A 20084-nucleotide genomic window follows, 5' to 3' on the forward strand; every position below is an offset into this window, starting at 1 on the left:
TGATTTATTGACCATTTCACTCATATTAGAAACACTCCTATAAGCTTGGTTTACTGAATTTAGCAAGTGAGATACCACTGCACTTTCCTTATCAGGCTACTGGTCTAATAGTCTCTTATATTCTTCGGCCATTTTTTTAGAGACTTCTTCCGGCGTCATCTTCCCTGAAAGCAATTGCTGTCCGGTTGACCCCATCACATTCCACATTCCACTAGGTAAATAGACTCTGTCAAAATAGGGCTGCACTTTTACATCTTCATATTTTTTATAATACTCAGAATAATAATTTTCAGCTTCAATATTCTTCAAACCAGCTGGAAGTGACGTCCCTTCTGCAATTTTCTTAGCGATTTCAGGTTGAGCCAAGAATTCAATAAATTTCTTCGCTTCTTCTATGTGCTCTGTATCTTTCCAAATGGCAACAGTGTGTCGTTCTCCACCAATCCAGCTCGGTTCATCCCCTTGATGAATCGTTGGCATTGGGATAACTCCAACTTGCACTTCTGGATTCAGGTCCTCTACTGCTGGTCCGAGTGAGCTGCTTGCCAAAGTAAATCCAATTTTACCCTGAGCCATTAATTGAGCTTTCTGCTGAATTTGCGCTGTTAAAACATCTTTATTAAGTAATCCCTTTTCCTTCATTTCTAACAGCTTTTCTGGCAGAAATGTATAGTGAGACCAATCAAATGTTCCATTTATCAGTTCTTTTTCATAATTATGTTTCTCATCTGTTACTAACAGAGGTGTCGCAAACTGATCGAAGTACTGACCTAAAGCGGATTTATCGGAACCATTGAACCAAAATGGAGTGACTTCACCTTTACTTCTCTCCTTGATTTCCTCTAAAGCTTTCATAAAACTCTTAAATGTTGTCGGAGGTTTTATTCCATATTCGTTAAGTAATGTTGCGTTATAAGATATGCCATCTTTTGCCTGATTTAAAGGATAAGCGTATACTTTGCCTTCCTCATCCTTTAGAATTGGATCAAGCGCTGGATCAAGATTTTTCACCCATTCCATCGCACTCAAGTCTGCTACATATTCTCCATAACGCTGTTTAGCCCAGCCATGGGTATCAAATAAGTCTGGCAGATCATTTGCTGCCATTTTCACACGTAACATGTCTTCGTACCCGTCTCCCGGATAGTTATCTTCTATATCAATATCAGGATATTTCTCCTCAAATGCAGCAACAGCTTCTGAAATCACTTTCTTATCTTCTTCAGAGGTAGCTGTTGAATAAAATGTCAAAGTAGTTCCACTGCCATCCCCTGATGCTTCATTACTGGAACAACCAGCCAAAGTGATACCAACAATCATTACAAGTAACAGGACCAATTTTCTCATTTTAATTCCTCCTTAACTCGTTGATGTATAAACACAAATAATTGTAGTCGTGCATCAGTTCAGTTATAATTTGACATGCTGAAGCAGGTTTATTTTCGCAGAATAAACTATCAGCACACTTCATGTGCACCTGCCTTGCTCTTTAAACTCTGGCAGGTGTACAGTCTTTTACCTGACTCACCCTATACACATCGCGTTCTGCCTTTTTTACTCGACATCACCTCCTTTATTTCCCGGGAAATTTCCATTATGACCCTACCTCTTTCTTTAATTTGACGGCATTCGATTGATTTCTGGTTCCGCAGCTATCCCTGACAACTAACCTTGTTGGCACCGTAACTTTTATCGGAATCTCCCTGCCATTGAGACGATCCACCATTAATTTCACTCCCAACCTTCCCATCTCTTCAGTCTGAACTTTTACTGTAGTTAAGGGAGTACTAGCAAATTGAGCCAATTCGATATCATTGAAGCTCACGATAGCTACATCTTCAGGAACTTTAAAGTTACTTTCTTGCAAAGCTCTCATTGCCCCAATTGCCATGGCATCACTAGCTATAAAATAAGCATCGGATAAGTCGTCTTGCTGAATAGAATATTTCATTAATTCATATCCATCAGCCATCGTAAATTCACCAACATGAAATGATGCTGGAATGAATAACCCCTTATCCTCCATAAAATTTTTGAAAGTAGACTTTCTTATATCTTCAAACTCCACCTTGCCGCCGTTTAGATGTTCTCTTTCCTTCCCGCCAATAAATCCAACCTTTTTATAGTCATGATCTAATAAATGGTTCAATGCCCGTATGGTCGCTTTTTCAAAATCAATGATAACGGAATCATACTTATCCTCATCCACTGTATGGTTGATGTAGACAATGTTTTGTAATTGATCACTGATTTGATCTAGAATATCTGAATTGATCCTCCCCACTACTATTAGGTTCTTAATGTCACTACTGATCTGGCCAGAAGTTAAATTGTTTAGTCGAAACAGTTCTGTAGTCACCAACCCCCTCTTCTGACATTCATTCTCAATGCCTTGCCTGATCGATAGAAAGTAAGAATCATTTAGCTCTTCCTCAACTGAATGGCAGAGCAGAATGCCGATTTTTGTTGTTTTCATGTCACTCGGAGGTTGCTTCTCCTTTTTACGTTCCTGTAACGTTTTATATCCCATGTCTTTGGCAACATCCAATATTTTTTGACGTGTTTCAGAAGCAACCGATAGTGTTGTATCATTGTTTAACACTCTCGAAACAGTCGTATTTGAAAAGTTAGCACGTAAAGCTATTTCTTTAATTGTTGTCATAAAGTATCCCCTTCTTTATTTAACCAGTAAATATTTTACTGAATTTTAGTATCCTATATTGAAATACTATCAGATCATTTAAGCGCTTTCAATATTAATTAACTAAATTTTTTGAAAATAATATAAGTTATCTTTGCTTTTAAACCGCAATAAAGCAATAATTTCATTATGGGAGACATTTATAACACACAATCAAGTTAAAATATTTACTTATTATTACTAAAATTCACCTAATCTCGGAGCCAAAGAGAGAATTGCGGGCTATACACCTATCAAGCCCGTGGTGCATAGTCTACACTGTAGAACGCCGGCATGTATGAGGCGAAGCGAGGAGGCTCCGTACCGTGGTATTAACACTTTCCCATTGGTTATATGGTTTATTTACGCTATTAATAATTATTACCATGATATTTCGTAAAGGAGTAGTGCTGCCGACCTTACTAGGTACATTCGTGGTGGTATGGGTTTTCAACGGCAGCTTAATCAGTGGTTTTATGGGAATATTTAATGCGAATCTAGTCGCTGCCAAAGAACTTTTTAACATATTCCTTATTATTACCTTCATGGTTGCGCTTTTGCATTCCCTTAAGGACCTCGGGGCAGACAGAAGAATGATTATGCCTGTCCAGAAAATCATGATCAATAGTCATGTATCTTTTTTTGTATTAGTTGGAGTCACCTATGTCATTTCGCTTTTCTTCTGGCCGACACCTGCTGTTCCACTTATATGTGCTTTACTTGTGCCAGCAGCAATAAGGTCGGGTCTTCCGGCAATGGTGGCAGCTATTGCCGTAGCACTTGCCGGGCAAGGCATGGCCCTGTCTTCTGATTACGTTGTGCAAGTCGCACCTGGTCTGTCAGCTAAAGCAGCTGGAGTTAGTACCGAAACGGTAATGGATCAAGCATTGGTTCTGTCAATCATCACTGGTTTTATAGCCATTGGCCTTGCTTACCTCTGGAACAAAAAACATTTCCGATCTAGACATGATCCACAAAATGAAATTGAAATTAGGGCAATGCAAGGTTTGCAGGAAGGTCACCAATCAACGAACAAACATATCAACAAGTGGAGTAAAGTGTTTGCTGTACTTGTCCCGTTATCTATGCTCGCCGTAATGATTTATATGGTCTCAACGAAGCTTAGTTCAGGAAGAATGGGAGGATTTGAAGGTGGGAACGGTGCTGCTTTTATTGGTGGAGTTGCCGTAGTTCTGCTCCTGCTATCCACAGTAGCATTTGGAAAACACCGCGCCCTCGATTATATTAGTGACCATATTACAGAAGGTTTCGTATTCGCATTTAAAGCAATGGGGCCTGTCATCCCGATCGCCGGCTTTTTCTTTCTAGGGAGTCCTGATTTTGCCGGGGAAATTCTTTCTGTTTCCGCTGATACCGCTCCGGCCCTGTTATTTGATTTAGTGGAATCTACTCAAGGATTTCTACCACAAAGTGCTTTCTTAGCTGCCTTTAGTATTTTAATTATCGGAATCATCACGGGACTCGACGGATCTGGTTTCTCCGGCCTCCCGTTGACCGGTGCTTTATCAGCATCTCTGGCGAACTCCTATATTGATCCGGCAACCTTAGCAGCTATTGGTCAAATGGGATCGATTTGGACGGGTGGAGGTACGATTATTGCTTGGTCCTCCATGATTGCGATTGCAGGGTTCTGTGGGGTCTCGGTGATGGATCTAGTTCGGAAAAACTTTATCCCGGTAATCTCCGGGTTAATGATTTCAACGATTGCCGCGTTATTTATATTTTAGAAAAGCATTAAAATTGACTACCCCCTAACTAAAACTCTTTAGTTAGGGCTTTTTTTTATCGCTGCCAACAAATCTCCCGTGTTCTGGGATAGCTATGCGATCAAAATCTCTTGTAAGTTTTCCTAGATTCTCTGTCAATTCTTCTCCCGCCATTGGGAACCCATGTCCAGTTATCGCTATGTTTGGTTTCAATGACTCAAGTTTTTTTACCGATTCCCAGGCAGCCTCCCAATTTGTCGTTAAGTATCGAGGAGGGCCACTAATTTCTTGTTCCTGAGTCAACACTTTGAATAAATACTCTTGTTTCACTGTTACAAATGCATCGCCCGCAATTAACGTTCGATCGTTTTCTCTAAATAGTGAAACATGACCTTCCGTATGACCGGGAGTATGGATCCATCGCCATTCCGGCAAGTGAGGTATCGTCCCGTCTTCAGGTAATGGTTCGACGCGGTCACTCAAGTCAATACCCTCATTAGGGAACATACGTGACATCTTTGAAACGAGCCCGCCTTCTACGGTTGTGTCCGGTTCTGGGTAGTCCTTTTTACCAGTCAAGTAAGGCATTTCTCGTTGATGGGCATAAACCGTTACATCCCAATATTCCGCAAGTTCCTTAGCAGCACCTACATGATCGAAATGGCCATGAGTAAGAATAATGGCTTTAGGATTGTATCGTGACCCAAAGAGCTCCCCTGCTGTATCAATAATCTTATCCGCTGATTTCGGCATTCCTGCATCAACTAGAACCCAATCACCTGGGCGTTCGGGGTTACCGAGAAAACATACGTTTACGACCTGTATGGGCAGGCAATGAATATCATTTGCTACGGTCTGTTCAATCCCGCTTGCTATCGATGTTACTGGAATCAATTTATCCACCATCACTCGACCTCCTTCATTTTACTTATTTTGTTCCTAATCAATGATCTTATTACATACGAGTTACCGTTTATTTCACTTAATAAACGTGAATAGACCATAGGTACATTCATTTTGAAAGAAGGGAGTCACATGATAAACATCCTGATCAATCATATCCCTTCTACTGCCTTACATTTGCTGACGGGATCACTGATTATGTACATCTTTTTCAGTAAAAAAGGTTTTCTCCTTCATGAGCGATTAAAGATCATCAGCCTTGGAGTCATCGTACTCCTGCCTGATCTTCCGAAGTTAGCTGGTGGGAATCTGGCCCATTCTCTGTTTGCACTCCCGTGGTTGTCACTGCTGACAGCTTTTTATGTGAGAAAGATTACGAAGGAGTCTTTTCAAAAGTCATGGTTTGCTTCTTTGTTCACCATATTGTTTGGGGCGATTTTCATCGATTTTATCGGAAATGGTGTCCAATTGTTCTTTCCACTGACTAGCGACATTATAGAATTTACGATTATTCAAAAAGAAATCTGGCTCGTTTGTGCTTTATTTGCCGTTTTCTCCGCCGCTTTAATTTTTAATCATAAACCCTTACTCATCACTAGTTTACTCATTATAAGTTTGTTACTGGTAGGCAAAGCTATCTCTAAAGTGGAACTTGAAAACAGGCTTGAAGCTAAGTATGACGATAATCAAATCCATGTGATCGTCACCAAACCGGAAAAATATTTAGGATTAAACTGGAGGTTTTCCGTACTTACAAATGAAAAAGTAATCCAAGGAACCTCCCCTGTCTTCCAAAAAGAAATAACAATTAAGCAAATCGTAGAACATTAACCATTACCAAAAACCCCCACCTCAGGTCATCCAATATCTGGATGACCTGAGGTGGGGGTTTTTGGTATTTAGGAACAGAATAAATTGGGTGGTTGAGGCTCAAAATATGTATTCAGGTACTAGGATTCGGAGGCATTATCATGACTAAGACTAAGAGTTCGGATACGACTAAGAAACTTCAATGGTGGCAGCTCTCCCTCATTGGGGTAGGCTGCATCATTGGCACTGGCTTTTTCCTCGGTTCTTCACTTGCAATTAGATATGCCGGCCCAGCTGTCATTTTTGCATTCATTTTAGCTGCCATTGGCACATACATTGTGTTTCAGGCACTGGCAAAACTTACAGCGGAACACCCGGAGAAAGGCTCATTCCGCTCATATGCAAAAAAAGCTTTTGGGAGATGGGCTGGTTTTAGTAATGGCTGGGTGTACTGGTCGTCAGAATTACTTATTATGGGCAGTCAATTAACAGCCCTCGCTATCTTCTCCCAATACTGGTTTCCAAACCTCCCTCTCTGGCTGTTGTCGACCATATTTGGAGTATTAGGGATCGGGGTAATATGTACAGGTGTAGCTGGATTTGAACGAGTTGAAAATATTTTTGCTGTCATTAAAACAGCTGCTATTTTCATGTTCATCATCATCGGTATCCTTGCCCTGACTGGACTTCTAACTGAAAATCGTCCTGAACAAACAACTATCCAATTTGCCTACAACCAGCTATTTCCGGAGGGTATTACCGGTGTTTGGACAGCTTTACTCTTTGCCTTTTATGCATTTGGCGGGATTGAAGTCATGGGGATTATGGCAAACGAATTAAAAGATCCTAAAGATGCTTCAAAATCGGGCAGAATTATGCTGCTTCTCCTCGGAATCATTTACGTTGTTTCGTTGGGACTAGCTTTATGTCTTATCTCATGGGAACAATTCAACCCGGATGAGAGTCCTTTTATTACGGCTTTATCCCCCTTTAACTTATCGTTTGCCCCACATGTTTTCAATGGAGCCCTAATCATAGCAGGCTTTTCTACGATGGTGGCCTCTTTGTATGCGATCACATCGATTCTTGCCACCTTGTCTGAAGATGGAGATGCCCCGGCTTATTTTGCTGCCAAAAGTAAACGGGATGTGCCTATCCATGCCCTGTTTCTTACGATTGCAGGGCTGGGTGCCTCAATTCTTGTAGCCTTACTTTTACCTGAGAAGGTTTTCGAATACATGACAACAGCTGCTGGATTAATGCTGCTATACAATTGGTTGTTCATCCTGTTTTCCTATAAAAAATTGATGAAACTGACCACTGTGGAGCATGTAATACGTGGTGCAGGCATCCTCTTAATCGTAGCTGCTGTTAGCGGAACGTTCTTCGATTCCACAAGCCGTATCGGCTTTTTCATTAGTCTGATATTTTTAGGAATCATCAGTACAATCACCTTCATGATGAGAAAAAAATGGCGTAATCAGCAATAGCCTTGTCTAGAATTGAAGCAGCAATTTAATGGCCTGGTAGCCAAAGTAACCGGCAAAACCAAACATACAAAACCCTGATAATATAGAAATCCCTTTTAATGAACGTGGGGTAAGGAATTTTCTAAAACCGCTGGAAACAAAGGCCATGGTAATATCCCACAACATCAAACCAATGATAATAGCCGCTCCATATAAGATGAGATGAAATTGATCATAGCGGGTGATCGTATTCGCTAACACGGAACCATAAATCCCAAGCCAGAACAAAATGGAAAGTGGATTAGTAACCGAGATGAGAAAGCCAGTCGCAAATGTTCTTTTTAATGGGTCTTTGTCTCCCTTTTGACGCATTTCAAGTTTTTGCGAGCTGGTAATACTCTCAACTCCAGTATAGATTAGAACGAAAGCACCGAAAGACCATAGAAATGTTTTCATAAACGGAAGTTCTAGAAAGTGAATGACACCAAAGAAAACGGCTAAGATATACAGCAACTCACCAACAATTGATCCTAACCCGATCACCCAGGAATGGAAAAAGCCATTCTTAATGCCCTGGTCTATTTGGGCTGCGTTAATCGGACCAATTGGTGCTGCCAGGGATAGTCCTAGAAAAATATAACTTAGGAATACTACCAATCCTTTCACTCCTCTAAAATGTGATTAGCTTGTACCAAATGTATTCGCCAACCAAACATTGTATTACAATGAGTAAAGAACTTGAGATCAAAAAAACACATTGCAAAATCACAATGTGTTCTCATCCTTATCGATTATTCGCCTGGTTTGTTTCCTCAATCAGTCTCAATTGGTCTTTAGCCTTTTGAATTTGTTGTGCATTTTCCTGCGTATTCATTGTTGGATCTAGATTTGCTTTGGCAAGTTCTTCTTCCGCTAATTTCACATGCTCTTGGGCCTCGACAAACCCGGCACGATCCTCCTGCGCTCGTTCAACGGCGCGCTGTGCATTGTTCAATTGGTTGATCAGATGATCCATGTCCATTATGCTCCCTCCTGTCTTATTTATTAATTTTGTTATTTTACTTAATTTTATTCATTCAACCTCCAGCTTCGAAAAATATCATCGAATACATAGGACGATCATGTGGTGGCATAGCCATTAACCAAGGGAGGGGATGGATCTGTTTTATATTCATGTGGAGACAGAACAAATTGTGGAATCCTTCTATGATTACGGGTACACCAATCAAGGGGCTATGAGGATAGAACGTTTTTATCACTATTTTGGATATGTTGAAGGGTGTCCAATGATCGAAGAAATAGCTGACGGGCAATATCGTCTCATTACCTGTAAAGAGAACATCGACTTTTACCGGGAACATACTATTGAAGAGCCTATTCTGTGCATGCTTAAAACCTTCTCCAACGATAGTGAACGTTATTTGGAAGTTTTAAAGCATTTAATAGATGGAAAAGCGAACTCCTCATTTAACGATAAATACCAGATCGTTGATAAACTACTGCTAAACCACTACACACTCTCCGCAATTTCCAAATACATCCAAATCCCTGTAAGTGAATTACTCAAATTTAACTATCGCGAAGATAAATATCAGCCCTACCTTGAATTAGCCCGGCGGAGAAGGGTTAGAACCTGTATGGAGGATACCGTAAAGTTTCTTAAAAGAAGGTATTATTTTAAAGGAAAGTCAGAATTGTACCTTTTACAATTAGTTTTAGGAAAAGGAGAGCTGCCACGCCCCATCACTTACCAGACATGGCTGATTGCTAAAGAAATATTAGAAGAGATAAGTGAAATGTTTGACCAGCTTCATTGGGAAAATCAATGTAGAATGATTTTTGAAATCTGTTCTAAAGGCAGGAATGACCTTATTCCCTTTCATAAGAAAGAAGCTCAGGAATTATTAGAAAGCCAGAACCGTCGCAGAAACCGCATGCCAATGATTACCATTCAATCACGCGGCCAACAAAAAAATGCCCGTCCCCCACATATTTACACGTAAGAAAACAAGCATTTTTTTAAGCAGAACGGGCCCGTCTTCTACTTCGTTTAATCAGAAATTCGAAAGCACCTGTCCCAATTAACACGCCGCATACGATCAATACCAGACCAATAATATGACTGATGGTAATCGATTCATTTAAGAACAGAGCGGCTCCAACCAATGCAAAAAATGTATTAAAGTTGATAAATATAGCTGATTCAGACGGTCCGACCTGCTTGATGGCAAAGTTATAAACCATGTGACCAAAAGCTGTACAAATGAGGGCGCTAAACAGGAAGATTAAGATTAACTGACCATCCACGAGTTTAAAGATCTGTGCTGGATTCGATTCCACAAATAAACTCGTGATAAAAATAAATACCGATCCGATCACCATCATGTATCCTGTTAGCAAACGTGGGTCAAGACCCGGGTTCAATTTACTGATCAAAATAAAGCTGAATGCTTGCACAGCTATCGAAATAAACACCATGACATCACCAATCGATACAGTTGTCATCCCACCCGCCCCAGTTAAAGTCGTAATTATTACCCCGACAAATCCCAGTGCGAAGCCAAAACTCTTGAAGTAGGTCACTTTTTTACTTAACAATAATGTCGACAACACCATCGTAAGCAATGGCCCCATCCCAACAATCAACCCCGCATTAACACCGGAGGTATACAGGAGACCGAGTGCCATGAAACTGTGGTGAGCAATTACATTAAATATAGAAATGTAAAAAATAATCCAGACTTCCTTCTTTGTCGGCATTCGCAGAATTCCCATAAAGGCCAGAACCACTAACACGGCAATCCCTGCCGTGAAAATTCTGACCGAGGTCAGAAGAATGGGATCAACAGCTGATACAAGCACTTTAATGGCAGAGACGTTAAATCCCCACAACATCATGACGAGCATGATCATAAAGTAGATTCTTTTCATACCTATCACCAAAATTCTATAACGTTAAGTTGTGTATTCTTTCACTATACCACTCTGGATCATGATTTTGGACCATTAAAAACTACTAGTTTAGAAAAAGATGAATATATTAATTTTCCAATTTGCCTTACGATTTTTCGTATCATAGTGACTTTGCTTTTTCATTCGTTTGATCCACCTCTGAAATCCCCTTCAAAAACCTGTTTACTTTTACAAAAGAAAGCTGGAAAATCGGGCTTTGAATAAATGTATAGATAAACGTAAATACGAAAACAGGTCCCCCTAGCAAAAGTCCCATCATTAATACCATACTCTCCACAGCGATCCTAGTTTTACTAATAGAATAACCGAGTTTATCTGATAACGATAACATGAGTCCATCTCGCGGTCCTGCCCCAAACCCCGCCGCGGAATACATACCCCCTCCAATACCCATTAAAATAATTCCTGTTAATAAAACTATGACATCCATTACTGTTGAGGACGATGCCGGGAAAATATCAATGAATAAAAACAGGTCAATCATAGGTCCGACAGAAAGGGCATTGATCAATGTGCCAATTCTTATGTATTGACGATCGACGACTAAGGACACAAGTACAAGCAGGAGTCCAACAATCAGATTCCAAACCCCTATAGTAAGACCAAACTTTTCAAAAAAGGCTATATTCAATACATCCCAAGGGTGAATCCCGAGGTACTGCACTTTAATCGCTACTGCAATTCCATAACTAAATAAAACAAGACCCAGTGCAAAGAAAAGTAATTTTAATCTCATAAACTTCGCCTCTTTCCAAAAAGTAAAGTCTATTCATCTTATCCTATAATCAGAAAATTGGAAATTAAAATGAACTTTGTGCTGTCTAATTCTTAGAAAAATGAGGAATGTATGAAGGTACACGACCAGCAGTCCTTCTATTAATCAAGTTGAATCTTTAGTAAATTTAACCTTCAACTTTTTTACATTAATGCGTAAAAATAAGCATCCACAAGTATTTCCAATCATGCGCTGAATGAAAACGCTTAAATGCATAATGTTATCGCTTTTATAAGGTTTGATGTTCTGGATAATTTGTTCAATAATCAGAATAATCTTTAAATTGTTAGGAGTGTTGACTATTAGTGTTACAGTCACAAAGGAAAAGGAAGTTTATTCAGTAACTGGAAATGAAGAGCTCGGCTCTTTCCCGTTGTACTCTCAAGAAGAGGTGGATCATTCGATTCAAAAAGCAAATCAAGCTCAAAAGAAATGGGCGAAAACAGAAGTATATAAACGGGCTGATATTCTACATGATTGGGCTGACCGTCTAGCCGCTAAAAAAGAGCAAATCGGTGAAATGATCTCTAAAGAAGTTGGGAAAAATCGTTCTTCTGCAGTAAAAGAGGTTGTCCGAACAGCTGATTTAATCCGTTACACAGCTGAAGAAGGCTGTAGAATCCACGGGGACATGCTGAGAGGAGATTCTTTCCGCGGAGGAAGTTCTAAGAAAATGGCTATGGTCGAACGCGAACCGCTTGGCGTTGTATTAGCAATTTCTCCATTTAACTATCCTGTCAACTTAGCAGCCTCAAAAATTGCCCCAGCTTTAATGGCAGGGAATGCCGTCGTATTCAAGCCTGCTTCACAGGGTGCATTAAGTGGTCAATTAATGATTGAAGCCCTGCTTGAGACAGAACTTCACCATGACACCGTCCAATGTATAACTGGGAAGGGTTCAGAGATTGGCGATTTTCTTGTTACTCACCCACAAGTGAGTATGATTACATTCACCGGAAGTACTGCCACAGGTCAATCCATTTCTAAAAAAGCAAATATGATCCCTGTTGTTCTCGAGTTAGGAGGTAAAGACCCTGCAATTGTTCTCGATGATGCCGATCTTGATCTGGCTGCAGATCAAATTGTCAGCGGGGCTTTTTCTTACTCTGGACAGCGATGTACCGCCATCAAACGAGTATTAGTCGATGAGAAAGTAGCAGATAAACTGTCAGAGAAAATTGCACAAAAAGTTGATGGACTAACTGTTGGAAACCCAGAAGATGACGCTGTCGTTACACCATTGATCGATCCCAATGCGGCTGATTTTGTACAAGGATTAATTGATGATGCCTTACAAAATGGAGCAGAACTTGTTACAGGTAATAAACGTGAAGGCAATTTAATTTATCCTACACTGCTTGATCATGTACTCCCTCACATGAAGGTGGCTTGGGAAGAACCTTTTGGGCCAGTACTGCCAATCATTCGTGTACAGGATGAAGCTGATCTTGTTTCCATCGCTAATGAGTCAGATTATGGCCTGCAAGCCAGCGTTTTTACAGCAAACGTTCAAAAAGCCATGGACATTGGGGCAAAACTAAACGTCGGTTCCGTACAATATAATGCGAAAACTGAACGTGGACCCGATCATTTCCCCTTCCTCGGTGCTAAAAACTCCGGCCTTGGTTCACAAGGAATCCGCCGCAGCATCGAATCCATGACAAGAGACAAACTATTCGTACTTAATATGTAACCTATAAAATACCACCTCAGGTCATCCAAATATTGGATGACCTGAGGTGGTAAAAAAAGGATAATAATACATTTTATTAAGGTTATTTTTCCACTAATGCATCGGCAACTTCAACCGCTAACCGTTCAGCAGATAAAGGCCCTGCAAATGTCCCCATATCACCAGGAAGTTCATATGTGCGATCCTCTTTTACAAATTCAAGGTTCGTCCAAGCAGGGTTATCCGCAAATTGGTTCGTAAAGATGTTGTCATCCTCCTGAACGAGATAAAAGAAATGGGCATTTTGGTAATTTTGCAGCGCTTCTACAGAAGACGAAATAAATCCATAAACCTGTGGCTTTTCAACCTCCACGGCGTTATCTACTCCCATTTGTTCTAATACCCCTGCTACCACAGAGTTATCTGTAAACAGCCTCATAATCGGCGAATTTTGGGATGTAAAAGCCTGAGTAACTACGGCTTTGATGTCAGATAATCCAGCTTCTTCAATCCGTCTCCCCTGTTCTTCAAACGTCTGCTCTAACTGCTGCTTGACTGTCTCGGCCTCTTTTTGTTTATCAAAAATTTTGGCTACTGTATCAAATTCATTCAACATATGCTGATATTGATTTTCCACTCCTTCTTCTGAATAAGGAGCAAATAATACAGTAGGGGCTATCGATTCCAGTTCTTCTATAATTGCTTCATGACGGTATTTTGCACCAATGATGAGGTCTGGCTTTAATCGTGCAATGGCCTCTAGGTTTGGTTCTGCCCGCGTCCCCACATCTTTTGTAGATTCAGGGAGCGGTGCGCCTACGTTGATCCATTTATTATAACCTTCTACATCTGATACACCGACAGGTTTAATTCCTAATGGCAGCATATGCTCCACATAAGTCCACTCGAGAACTACAACCCTTTGCGGTACGCCTTGGATTGTTTGCTCTCCCAATCCTGTATCAACTGTTACAGAACGTTCAGACTCACTTTCCGCTTTACTGTCTTTTACTTCTTGATCACTTTTATTACAAGCTGCCATTATAACTAGTAAAAGTAATACGATAAACAGCCCAAGTTTCTTCGTCATTCATTATCCACTCCATTGACTTATTTCAATTGGATCTAAAAACATTATGTATAACTCCGATCACAATTGATAAGGATTATCATTATCAATTGTGATCATATCCCTATCCTAGTAGTTTGTCAACATATAAAAAGCCCCTAACTTGGAACAGAAATGTTCTGAGTTAGAGACTTACAACTAAAGTGCTTTTACTAATCCGCCATCGATCACAAGAGATTGACCTGTCAGATATGTGTTCCCGCCTGATGCAAGAAAAACAACTGCTTTCGCAAACTCCTCAGGTTCCCCATAACGTCCCATCGGTATCGATTTCTCCGCTTTTTCTCTAATCTCCTCAGGCGTTACACCTAAATTCTCAGCATTCTTCTCATCAAGTGAAGCTACACGGTCCGTGGCAATCCTGCCCGGCCCTACAGTATTGATCAAAATATTATCCTTAGCCAACTCCTGAGACAGACTTTTCGATAATCCTACAATTCCCGCCCGGAATGTATTCGACAGGATCAGATTATCCAATGTCTGTTTAATAGAAGAAGAAGCAATATTAATTATTCTACCGCTTTGTTTCTTTTTCATAAAAGGCAGTACTTCCCGGATTGTCCTGATAAAGCTTAACAAGTTTAGCTCATATGCATGATTCCAGTCTTGATCTTCAAAGTCAGCAAAAGTTCCTGCTGGAGGCCCTCCCGCATTATTAATTAACACATCAATCGTTCCATTCCACTCAGCAGCAGTTCGTGCCAGACGTTTAATTTGCTCAGGATTCGTTACATCACACACTATGTAGCTGACATGTGGGTTCCCGCTACTTTCCTTGATCTCAGTTTGCGTCTTTCTTAGCTCGTCCTCACTTCTGCTCGATAGTAAAACATGCGCTCCTTCTTTTGCAAACTCTAATGCGGTGGCCTTCCCCAGGCCTTTGCTCGCTGCTGTGACCACGACCGACTTTCCATTTAAGTCCAAGTCCATGCCCATCCATCCCTTCTCTATTAAATTTCATCTGTCTTCGGCCTTGTTTCTATATTTGTATTATACATTCAAGTGATGGAATTTTCAGTTTTTTGCTTCTAAAGTGATAATTCTAGCTCCAGAAGAAAATCACGCCAAAAAACCTTGAAAAATGACATAAGGACTTCTTGGTATATAGTTATTTATCATTATTCTCTTCTTGTATTAATACGAACTTATTCTGAATTCTACTAATATTCCGATTTTCCATCTGGCTCATGGTAATGCTGCCCCACGAAAACTAAGTCACATTATTCCCACCTAGATCTTCTTTTTCCCTTGGCCTTATCCTCAAGTCAAAGAGATTTTGTAATTCACCCAGGAGTTGCTTAACTGGCAGCAGACCCGTTGGAGGAATGATAGGCCGCCGCGTTTGTTCTAATCCAATGGTCACGTTGGCCGTTTCATTACTTCCTAGCTAAACAGCAGTTGCTTTCGATACATAGTCCGGGTCAGAGGCTATCAAAATATATTCACCAGGAGGTAAGTTGGCAAACAAACACACCATGTAGATCCGTGATCACAGCTTTTATAGTTTCCCCGCGTATATTCCTCAACGTCACGGTTGCTCCAGAAATAGGCTCTTAAGTGTTTTCATTAATGACCCGGCCAGTAATCGAACCCGGTTGTAAGACCGTTTCTAATGCAAAGTTTACGGTTTCCTCTTCTTCAGGTCCAAACACAACTATTAGAGTTCGGGTTTCGCTCTTCGCTAAGAATTTGTCCGCCGAACCGGGCTGGGTTAAAGACTAGGTGAAAATTCACTGTTCCCTTTGCATACCTCATTATGGAAACATATGGATAATTTACAAATCCGAAGGCATATACCTTTACCGTATAAACCTCCGGGTGGTAATGTCTCCAATACTATGGTAATTGGCAACTGTTTCATTCGAGACGATATCGGAACCAATTATTACGGATTGAAATCCTTTGGGCGCTGCCGTCACATTATAAGATCAAGGGACTAAATTAGACTACTTCCATATAGGTAACTGTATAATTTACCCAGGCGCACACCCATAAACTGTAATATCCATTCTTATTTGTAGTTACGGATGCAATTAAGTGATGACAACTAATGGTTAATGGGACTATCGCTGTCTAAATGGGCTTTCCATTTTAGAGAAAAGCCTGAGACTGATTATCACTCGGAAATGGCATGGTTCTCACTCCATTAGATTAAAGTATTCTGCATTATGTCTATTCATATTAATCAAATATGAATGGACCCCTGTCATCATAAGAATTAGTTTTTTCATCGCTTTTCTATAAAGGTCGAAATATCCATGGCGAAAGCAATTAAATCAAGCCTGCATAAGGAATAAGTATTCAATATATCCTTATAGGTTATGTGCGGAATTATCTACCAAGTTATGTGTACGCCCGTACGATTGAATATAAAAATCATATGGTAAATAGAAACTATCATAGAAAGGATGAATATAATTGGGAAATCTAACAGAAAGTCAGGCAAACCTATTGAGATTGGCGAACCAATTGTCACAAGGTATCATGACAAGTGGCGTGGATTCGAATGTTTCACTTGATTTACCAGGATTAGATGTCGATGTAGATGTTGATTTAGGAGGAGACACTCCTCCAGATACTCCTACACCTCCAGCAACACCTGACACACTAATTGAAGTATTGCTACGTTTACGGAACGAACAAGTGGAAATCACTACTCCATTTGGTACCGTTACCGGCACACTGTTGGTCGTAAGAAGCGACTATGTCGTAGTGGTGGAAGCTTCAGGAGCTCAAGTACTTGTCCGTATTGAAAAAATTGAACTAGTTAGTGAACTATAAAGGAGGGATATAGATGTTTGAAGCGACATTTACTGCCGAACTCGCCACACACGTTGGGGCAAGAGTTGAAGTAGCTACCGATAACAATTTAATTGAAGGTCTTCTCTCAACAGTTACTGAAGATTTGGTTTTAGTCATTGAGGTAGATAGCGGATATGGCGACAATAACAAACTTTATATTTCTGTTGATGCAATCAACTTCGTTCGTTTACTTGTAACGGTATAAAGGGTCACAACCCAACAGGAATGTAATGGAGTTAAGCACCCTGGTTTCAATTAACCAGGGTGTTTTTCATTTAAACTAAAAACAAAAAGTGCAGTCCCATTCCTCGTACATTAACAATTTCAATAAATAATAATCCTGCTCCCAGCATATATGTGAAATGAATGAACAAAAAAAGAGTACACCGTAACCGTGTACTCTTTAGATTTAAGATTTATCTCTGCTGATGGCATCACTAATTTGATTAGTGACCACCAAGGTTTTCATTCCATCTTCTCCTGAAACAGTCGGCTCTGTATCAGACTGAATACAGGTTATAAAATCCAATAATTCAACACTTAGTGGCTGAATCGTATCGTCGACCTGTATAAGTTCAGTAATGGTTACAGAACACTCACTCGTATTCTCTTTCATCATACGAGTGATTTTGATTTCCCTATTCAAAATGTCTGCTTCAATAAGTGCATCCTCGGTAAGAATTTGAATCGTTCTTGCTTTGCGTTTGGATTTAAAACTTGCTGTAAGCTGGGCTGTCACCCCTCGTGAAGACTTGGTGATCACCACAGCATGTTTTGGTGTGTCTTCCATGACTTTGCCTAAAGCATGGAATTCCACTACTTTATCGTCCAGAAACTCCCTTAGGATATACAGATCGTGAATCATTAAATCTTTTACAACATCCACATTTCTAACCCTTTGATTGTATGGACTCATTCTATGAAAATCGATCGCAATGATCTCCTGACTTTCTACTTCTTTTTTAAGAACTTGAATGAGTGGGTTAAACAGCTCAATATGCCCTACTTGAAGTTTAATCCCTGCTTCCCTGGCTTTCTTAACCAAATCTTTTGCCTGATGAACCGTACTCGTAATCGGTTTTTCCATGAGCATGTGCACCTTGTGCTGAATACAAGTTAATCCAATTCCATAATGAAATTTAGTCGGCACAGCAATGCTGACGGCATCTACTGAATTTAATAGGTCATTCATAGATTGAAATGGTGTGACCTGGTATTTTTCAGCCATTTGATGACAACGTTCATGATCGTTGTCGTATATACCGACAAGCTGGCAATGTTCATGCATCGACAAATACGTTCGCACATGATTCTCTCCCATATTCCCTGTTCCAATTACACCGACCTTCATAATAAATCTCCTCACTCTAATAAATACTAATGTATTCTATGTTCCAGCTATTGTGCGAAATAGACTGTCATAACGGTTAATCATAAATTTGGCGTTTGTCCATCTGGTCAACTGCTAGATTATTTAGAAGAGAGGAGATAACGTACGTGATAAATGTCTTGTTTATCGCAGAAGACACCTCACAAATGATACACAAGAACTTTTACTATTTAGAACAGGAACTTGCTAAGTCAGTAAACTTAACGGTGTGGAGAAAACCTGGCCATATCGACTACATTTTGAAACAGCTGCCTAATCAGCCGGATTTTATCTTGCTGTTAAATGATATCGACCGACAAATGGCCCCAACCATTAAAGGACTTTCTACTGTACGTATTCCAACAGGACTGTTTGTAAATGACGTTCACCGGCTTACAAATCTCAGGCGGAACTTTATAGCAAAACATAAGATTGATTATCTCTTTACGATCGTGCGAGACAAATGTGCGGAGACCTACCCAGAATTCAAAAATAAAATGGAATGGTTTCCTCATTTCGTTAATACAGAATTATGTAAGGACTATGGGTTAGAAAAAGAGATCGACCTATTAATGATGGGGGCAGTAAATGACGATTATTATCCCTTAAGGAGAAAAATAGTCGAGTCGTATGAAGGAAACGAGGAGTTCGTCTATCACAACCATCCAGGTTATCGACGTTTCGATGCAGGGGAGGAAAGCCGCCATTTTATTGACGAATTGTATGCACGGGAAATCAACCGGGCAAAAATTTTCTTCACAAGTCCCTCTATTCTTAATTATCCGGTCATAAAATATTTCGAGGTGCTGGCCTGTAGAACTTTGTTACTGGCACCGACCTTTAAAGAGTTAGAGGACCTTGGCTTTATTCCAGGGGTCCATTTTGTACCAATCAATGAAAACAACTTTAAGGAAAAGGCGGCCTATTATTTAAAGAATGAAACAGAACGGGAATCTATAGCTGACCAGGGATATGAATTTATCCGGCAAAGGCATTCCCTAACAGTACGTACTCAACAGCTCGTTACCCGGTTAGAAGAAATTCTTCATCACTAAGAAGGGGGTTTTATTAAGATGTCTAACATTCCTAACAGTGCGCAGCTTGGGAACAACGTAGTCATTGAAGAAGACGTCATAATCGGTGAACATGTAGTGATCGGTCATAATACTATTCTGCTTAAAGGTACCCAAATTGGAGACCATGTCACAGTCGGCAGTAATTGCGTGCTTGGCATACAGCCCAGCATCAATCAGAGAATGCGTAAAATTGCAAAAATGGATAAACAGCTTACGATCGAATCCGGTGCTCGGATCGGCCATGTGGTTTCCATCTATTCAGGTACCCAAATTGGAAGAAACGTGTTTATTGGGGATCATGCAAGTATCAGGGAAAATGTTTCGGTTGGTGAGGAATCAGTGGTGGGAAGAGCTGCGATTGTTGAATTAAACACTAGTATTGGAAAGTCCTGTACCATTCAAACACTGGCCTATGTTACAGGTGATACAACGCTTGAGGATCATGTGTTTATTGGTCCATGTGTATCAATGTCCAATGATAAATACATGGGGGCTCAAGATTATTCCCTGAAAGGTCCGCATATTAAAAAAGGAGCTAAGATTGGAAACAATGCCTCTCTCCTACCAGGGATTACAGTGGGCAGCAATACTATAATCGGTGCGGGAGCTGTGGTCACGAAGGATGCGGAAGATAACATCGTGGCTGCAGGGGTTCCGGCTAAAAAAATAAATTCCTAAAAGTTTTCCAACTACATCTGA

General features: G+C 40.3%; 19 protein-coding genes. 9 read left to right on the top strand and 10 right to left on the bottom strand.

Annotated elements, in window-relative coordinates:
• Positions 1 to 96 precede the first annotated feature (96 nt).
• Both P9989_RS16175 and P9989_RS16180 read right to left on the bottom strand, forming a co-directional pair.
• On the bottom strand, positions 97 to 1347 hold the full coding sequence (locus P9989_RS16175) for an ABC transporter substrate-binding protein (RefSeq protein ID WP_283075898.1): 1251 nt from the start codon (positions 1345 to 1347) through the stop codon (positions 97 to 99).
• 247 nt (positions 1348 to 1594) lie between these two features.
• Positions 1595 to 2662 carry a LacI family DNA-binding transcriptional regulator gene (locus P9989_RS16180; RefSeq protein ID WP_283075899.1) on the bottom strand — a complete coding sequence of 356 codons (1068 nt, stop codon included), beginning with the start codon at positions 2660 to 2662 and terminating at the stop codon, positions 1595 to 1597.
• Positions 2663 to 3006: 344 nt separating this feature from the next.
• On the opposite strand from P9989_RS16180, the gene P9989_RS16185 reads away from it, so the two are divergent.
• Positions 3007 to 4428, top strand: a complete 1422-nt coding sequence (locus P9989_RS16185) for a hypothetical protein (protein WP_283075900.1) — start codon at positions 3007 to 3009, stop codon at positions 4426 to 4428.
• A 42-nt stretch (positions 4429 to 4470) separates the two neighbouring features.
• On the opposite strand, the gene P9989_RS16190 is transcribed toward P9989_RS16185, so the two are convergent.
• Complete coding sequence (locus tag P9989_RS16190; RefSeq protein WP_283075901.1) at positions 4471 to 5313, bottom strand: MBL fold metallo-hydrolase; 843 nt, start codon at positions 5311 to 5313, stop codon at positions 4471 to 4473.
• A 129-nt stretch (positions 5314 to 5442) separates the two neighbouring features.
• Here P9989_RS16190 and P9989_RS16195 point away from each other — a divergent pair, with 129 nt between their 5' ends.
• Positions 5443 to 6141 carry a metal-dependent hydrolase gene (locus P9989_RS16195; protein WP_283075902.1) on the top strand — a complete coding sequence of 233 codons (699 nt, stop codon included), beginning with the start codon at positions 5443 to 5445 and terminating at the stop codon, positions 6139 to 6141.
• Positions 6142 to 6281: 140 nt separating this feature from the next.
• A complete protein-coding gene (locus P9989_RS16200; protein WP_283075903.1) occupies positions 6282 to 7610 on the top strand; it encodes an amino acid permease in 1329 nt (442 codons plus the stop codon).
• Positions 7611 to 7616: 6 nt separating this feature from the next.
• On the opposite strand, the gene P9989_RS16205 is transcribed toward P9989_RS16200, so the two are convergent.
• Both P9989_RS16205 and P9989_RS16210 read right to left on the bottom strand, forming a co-directional pair.
• Complete coding sequence (locus P9989_RS16205; protein WP_283075904.1) at positions 7617 to 8246, bottom strand: LysE family transporter; 630 nt, start codon at positions 8244 to 8246, stop codon at positions 7617 to 7619.
• 127 nt (positions 8247 to 8373) lie between these two features.
• A complete protein-coding gene (locus tag P9989_RS16210) occupies positions 8374 to 8610 on the bottom strand; it encodes a hypothetical protein (RefSeq protein WP_283075905.1) in 237 nt (78 codons plus the stop codon).
• Between the two features lie 133 nt (positions 8611 to 8743).
• Here P9989_RS16210 and P9989_RS16215 point away from each other — a divergent pair, with 133 nt between their 5' ends.
• A complete protein-coding gene (locus P9989_RS16215) occupies positions 8744 to 9592 on the top strand; it encodes a hypothetical protein (RefSeq protein ID WP_283075906.1) in 849 nt (282 codons plus the stop codon).
• Positions 9593 to 9608: 16 nt separating this feature from the next.
• On the opposite strand, the gene P9989_RS16220 is transcribed toward P9989_RS16215, so the two are convergent.
• Positions 9609 to 10520 carry a DMT family transporter gene (locus tag P9989_RS16220; protein ID WP_283075907.1) on the bottom strand — a complete coding sequence of 304 codons (912 nt, stop codon included), beginning with the start codon at positions 10518 to 10520 and terminating at the stop codon, positions 9609 to 9611.
• Positions 10521 to 10662: 142 nt separating this feature from the next.
• Positions 10663 to 11298: a YczE/YyaS/YitT family protein gene (locus P9989_RS16225; RefSeq protein WP_283075908.1), complete on the bottom strand. Its 636-nt coding sequence runs from the start codon at positions 11296 to 11298 to the stop codon at positions 10663 to 10665.
• Between the two features lie 331 nt (positions 11299 to 11629).
• Between P9989_RS16225 and P9989_RS16230 the strand changes: the two genes are divergently transcribed.
• Positions 11630 to 13030 carry an NADP-dependent glyceraldehyde-3-phosphate dehydrogenase gene (locus tag P9989_RS16230; RefSeq protein WP_283075909.1) on the top strand — a complete coding sequence of 467 codons (1401 nt, stop codon included), beginning with the start codon at positions 11630 to 11632 and terminating at the stop codon, positions 13028 to 13030.
• Positions 13031 to 13112: 82 nt separating this feature from the next.
• Here the strand turns inward: P9989_RS16230 and P9989_RS16235 are convergent, their stop codons facing one another.
• Together P9989_RS16235 and P9989_RS16240 are read right to left on the bottom strand one after the other, a co-directional pair.
• Positions 13113 to 14099, bottom strand: coding sequence for an ABC transporter substrate-binding protein (locus tag P9989_RS16235; RefSeq protein WP_283075910.1), 987 nt, complete (start codon positions 14097 to 14099; stop codon positions 13113 to 13115).
• 177 nt (positions 14100 to 14276) lie between these two features.
• The gene (locus P9989_RS16240) at positions 14277 to 15068 is read right to left on the bottom strand and encodes an SDR family oxidoreductase (RefSeq protein ID WP_283075911.1); all 792 of its coding nucleotides are present in this window, start codon (positions 15066 to 15068) and stop codon (positions 14277 to 14279) included.
• 1488 nt (positions 15069 to 16556) lie between these two features.
• Between P9989_RS16240 and P9989_RS16245 the strand changes: the two genes are divergently transcribed.
• Both P9989_RS16245 and P9989_RS16250 read left to right on the top strand, forming a co-directional pair.
• Complete coding sequence (locus P9989_RS16245) at positions 16557 to 16919, top strand: DUF2642 domain-containing protein (RefSeq protein ID WP_283075912.1); 363 nt, start codon at positions 16557 to 16559, stop codon at positions 16917 to 16919.
• A 13-nt stretch (positions 16920 to 16932) separates the two neighbouring features.
• A complete protein-coding gene (locus tag P9989_RS16250) occupies positions 16933 to 17145 on the top strand; it encodes a hypothetical protein (RefSeq protein WP_163527002.1) in 213 nt (70 codons plus the stop codon).
• 204 nt (positions 17146 to 17349) lie between these two features.
• On the opposite strand, the gene P9989_RS16255 is transcribed toward P9989_RS16250, so the two are convergent.
• Entirely contained in the window at positions 17350 to 18291 is a 942-nt protein-coding gene (locus tag P9989_RS16255) for a Gfo/Idh/MocA family protein (RefSeq protein WP_283075913.1), read from the bottom strand.
• A gap of 146 nt (positions 18292 to 18437) precedes the next feature.
• On the opposite strand from P9989_RS16255, the gene P9989_RS16260 reads away from it, so the two are divergent.
• Positions 18438 to 19364: a glycosyltransferase gene (locus tag P9989_RS16260; protein ID WP_283075914.1), complete on the top strand. Its 927-nt coding sequence runs from the start codon at positions 18438 to 18440 to the stop codon at positions 19362 to 19364.
• A gap of 18 nt (positions 19365 to 19382) precedes the next feature.
• On the top strand, positions 19383 to 20063 hold the full coding sequence (locus P9989_RS16265) for an N-acetyltransferase (RefSeq protein WP_283075915.1): 681 nt from the start codon (positions 19383 to 19385) through the stop codon (positions 20061 to 20063).
• Positions 20064 to 20084 lie beyond the last annotated feature (21 nt).

The sequence above is a fragment of the Halobacillus naozhouensis genome (assembly GCF_029714185.1).
GTDB classification, from domain to species: Bacteria; Bacillota; Bacilli; order Bacillales; family Halobacillaceae; genus Halobacillus_A; species Halobacillus_A naozhouensis.

Excerpts from the sequence above, each read along its gene's own strand:
- P9989_RS16175 (WP_283075898.1), bottom strand. The coding sequence starts at position 1,347 with ATGAGAAAATTGGTCCTGTTACTTGTAATGATTGTTGGTATCACTTTG.
- P9989_RS16180 (WP_283075899.1), bottom strand. The coding sequence starts at position 2,662 with ATGACAACAATTAAAGAAATAGCTTTACGTGCTAACTTTTCAAATACG.
- P9989_RS16190 (WP_283075901.1), bottom strand. The coding sequence starts at position 5,313 with ATGGTGGATAAATTGATTCCAGTAACATCGATAGCAAGCGGGATTGAA.
- P9989_RS16195 (WP_283075902.1), top strand. The coding sequence starts at position 5,443 with ATGATAAACATCCTGATCAATCATATCCCTTCTACTGCCTTACATTTG.
- P9989_RS16200 (WP_283075903.1), top strand. The coding sequence starts at position 6,282 with ATGACTAAGACTAAGAGTTCGGATACGACTAAGAAACTTCAATGGTGG.
- P9989_RS16210 (WP_283075905.1), bottom strand. The coding sequence starts at position 8,610 with ATGGACATGGATCATCTGATCAACCAATTGAACAATGCACAGCGCGCC.
- P9989_RS16215 (WP_283075906.1), top strand. The coding sequence starts at position 8,744 with ATGGATCTGTTTTATATTCATGTGGAGACAGAACAAATTGTGGAATCC.
- P9989_RS16220 (WP_283075907.1), bottom strand. The coding sequence starts at position 10,520 with ATGAAAAGAATCTACTTTATGATCATGCTCGTCATGATGTTGTGGGGA.
- P9989_RS16225 (WP_283075908.1), bottom strand. The coding sequence starts at position 11,298 with ATGAGATTAAAATTACTTTTCTTTGCACTGGGTCTTGTTTTATTTAGT.
- P9989_RS16235 (WP_283075910.1), bottom strand. The coding sequence starts at position 14,099 with ATGACGAAGAAACTTGGGCTGTTTATCGTATTACTTTTACTAGTTATA.
- P9989_RS16240 (WP_283075911.1), bottom strand. The coding sequence starts at position 15,068 with ATGGACTTGGACTTAAATGGAAAGTCGGTCGTGGTCACAGCAGCGAGC.
- P9989_RS16250 (WP_163527002.1), top strand. The coding sequence starts at position 16,933 with ATGTTTGAAGCGACATTTACTGCCGAACTCGCCACACACGTTGGGGCA.
- P9989_RS16255 (WP_283075913.1), bottom strand. The coding sequence starts at position 18,291 with ATGAAGGTCGGTGTAATTGGAACAGGGAATATGGGAGAGAATCATGTG.
- P9989_RS16265 (WP_283075915.1), top strand. The coding sequence starts at position 19,383 with ATGTCTAACATTCCTAACAGTGCGCAGCTTGGGAACAACGTAGTCATT.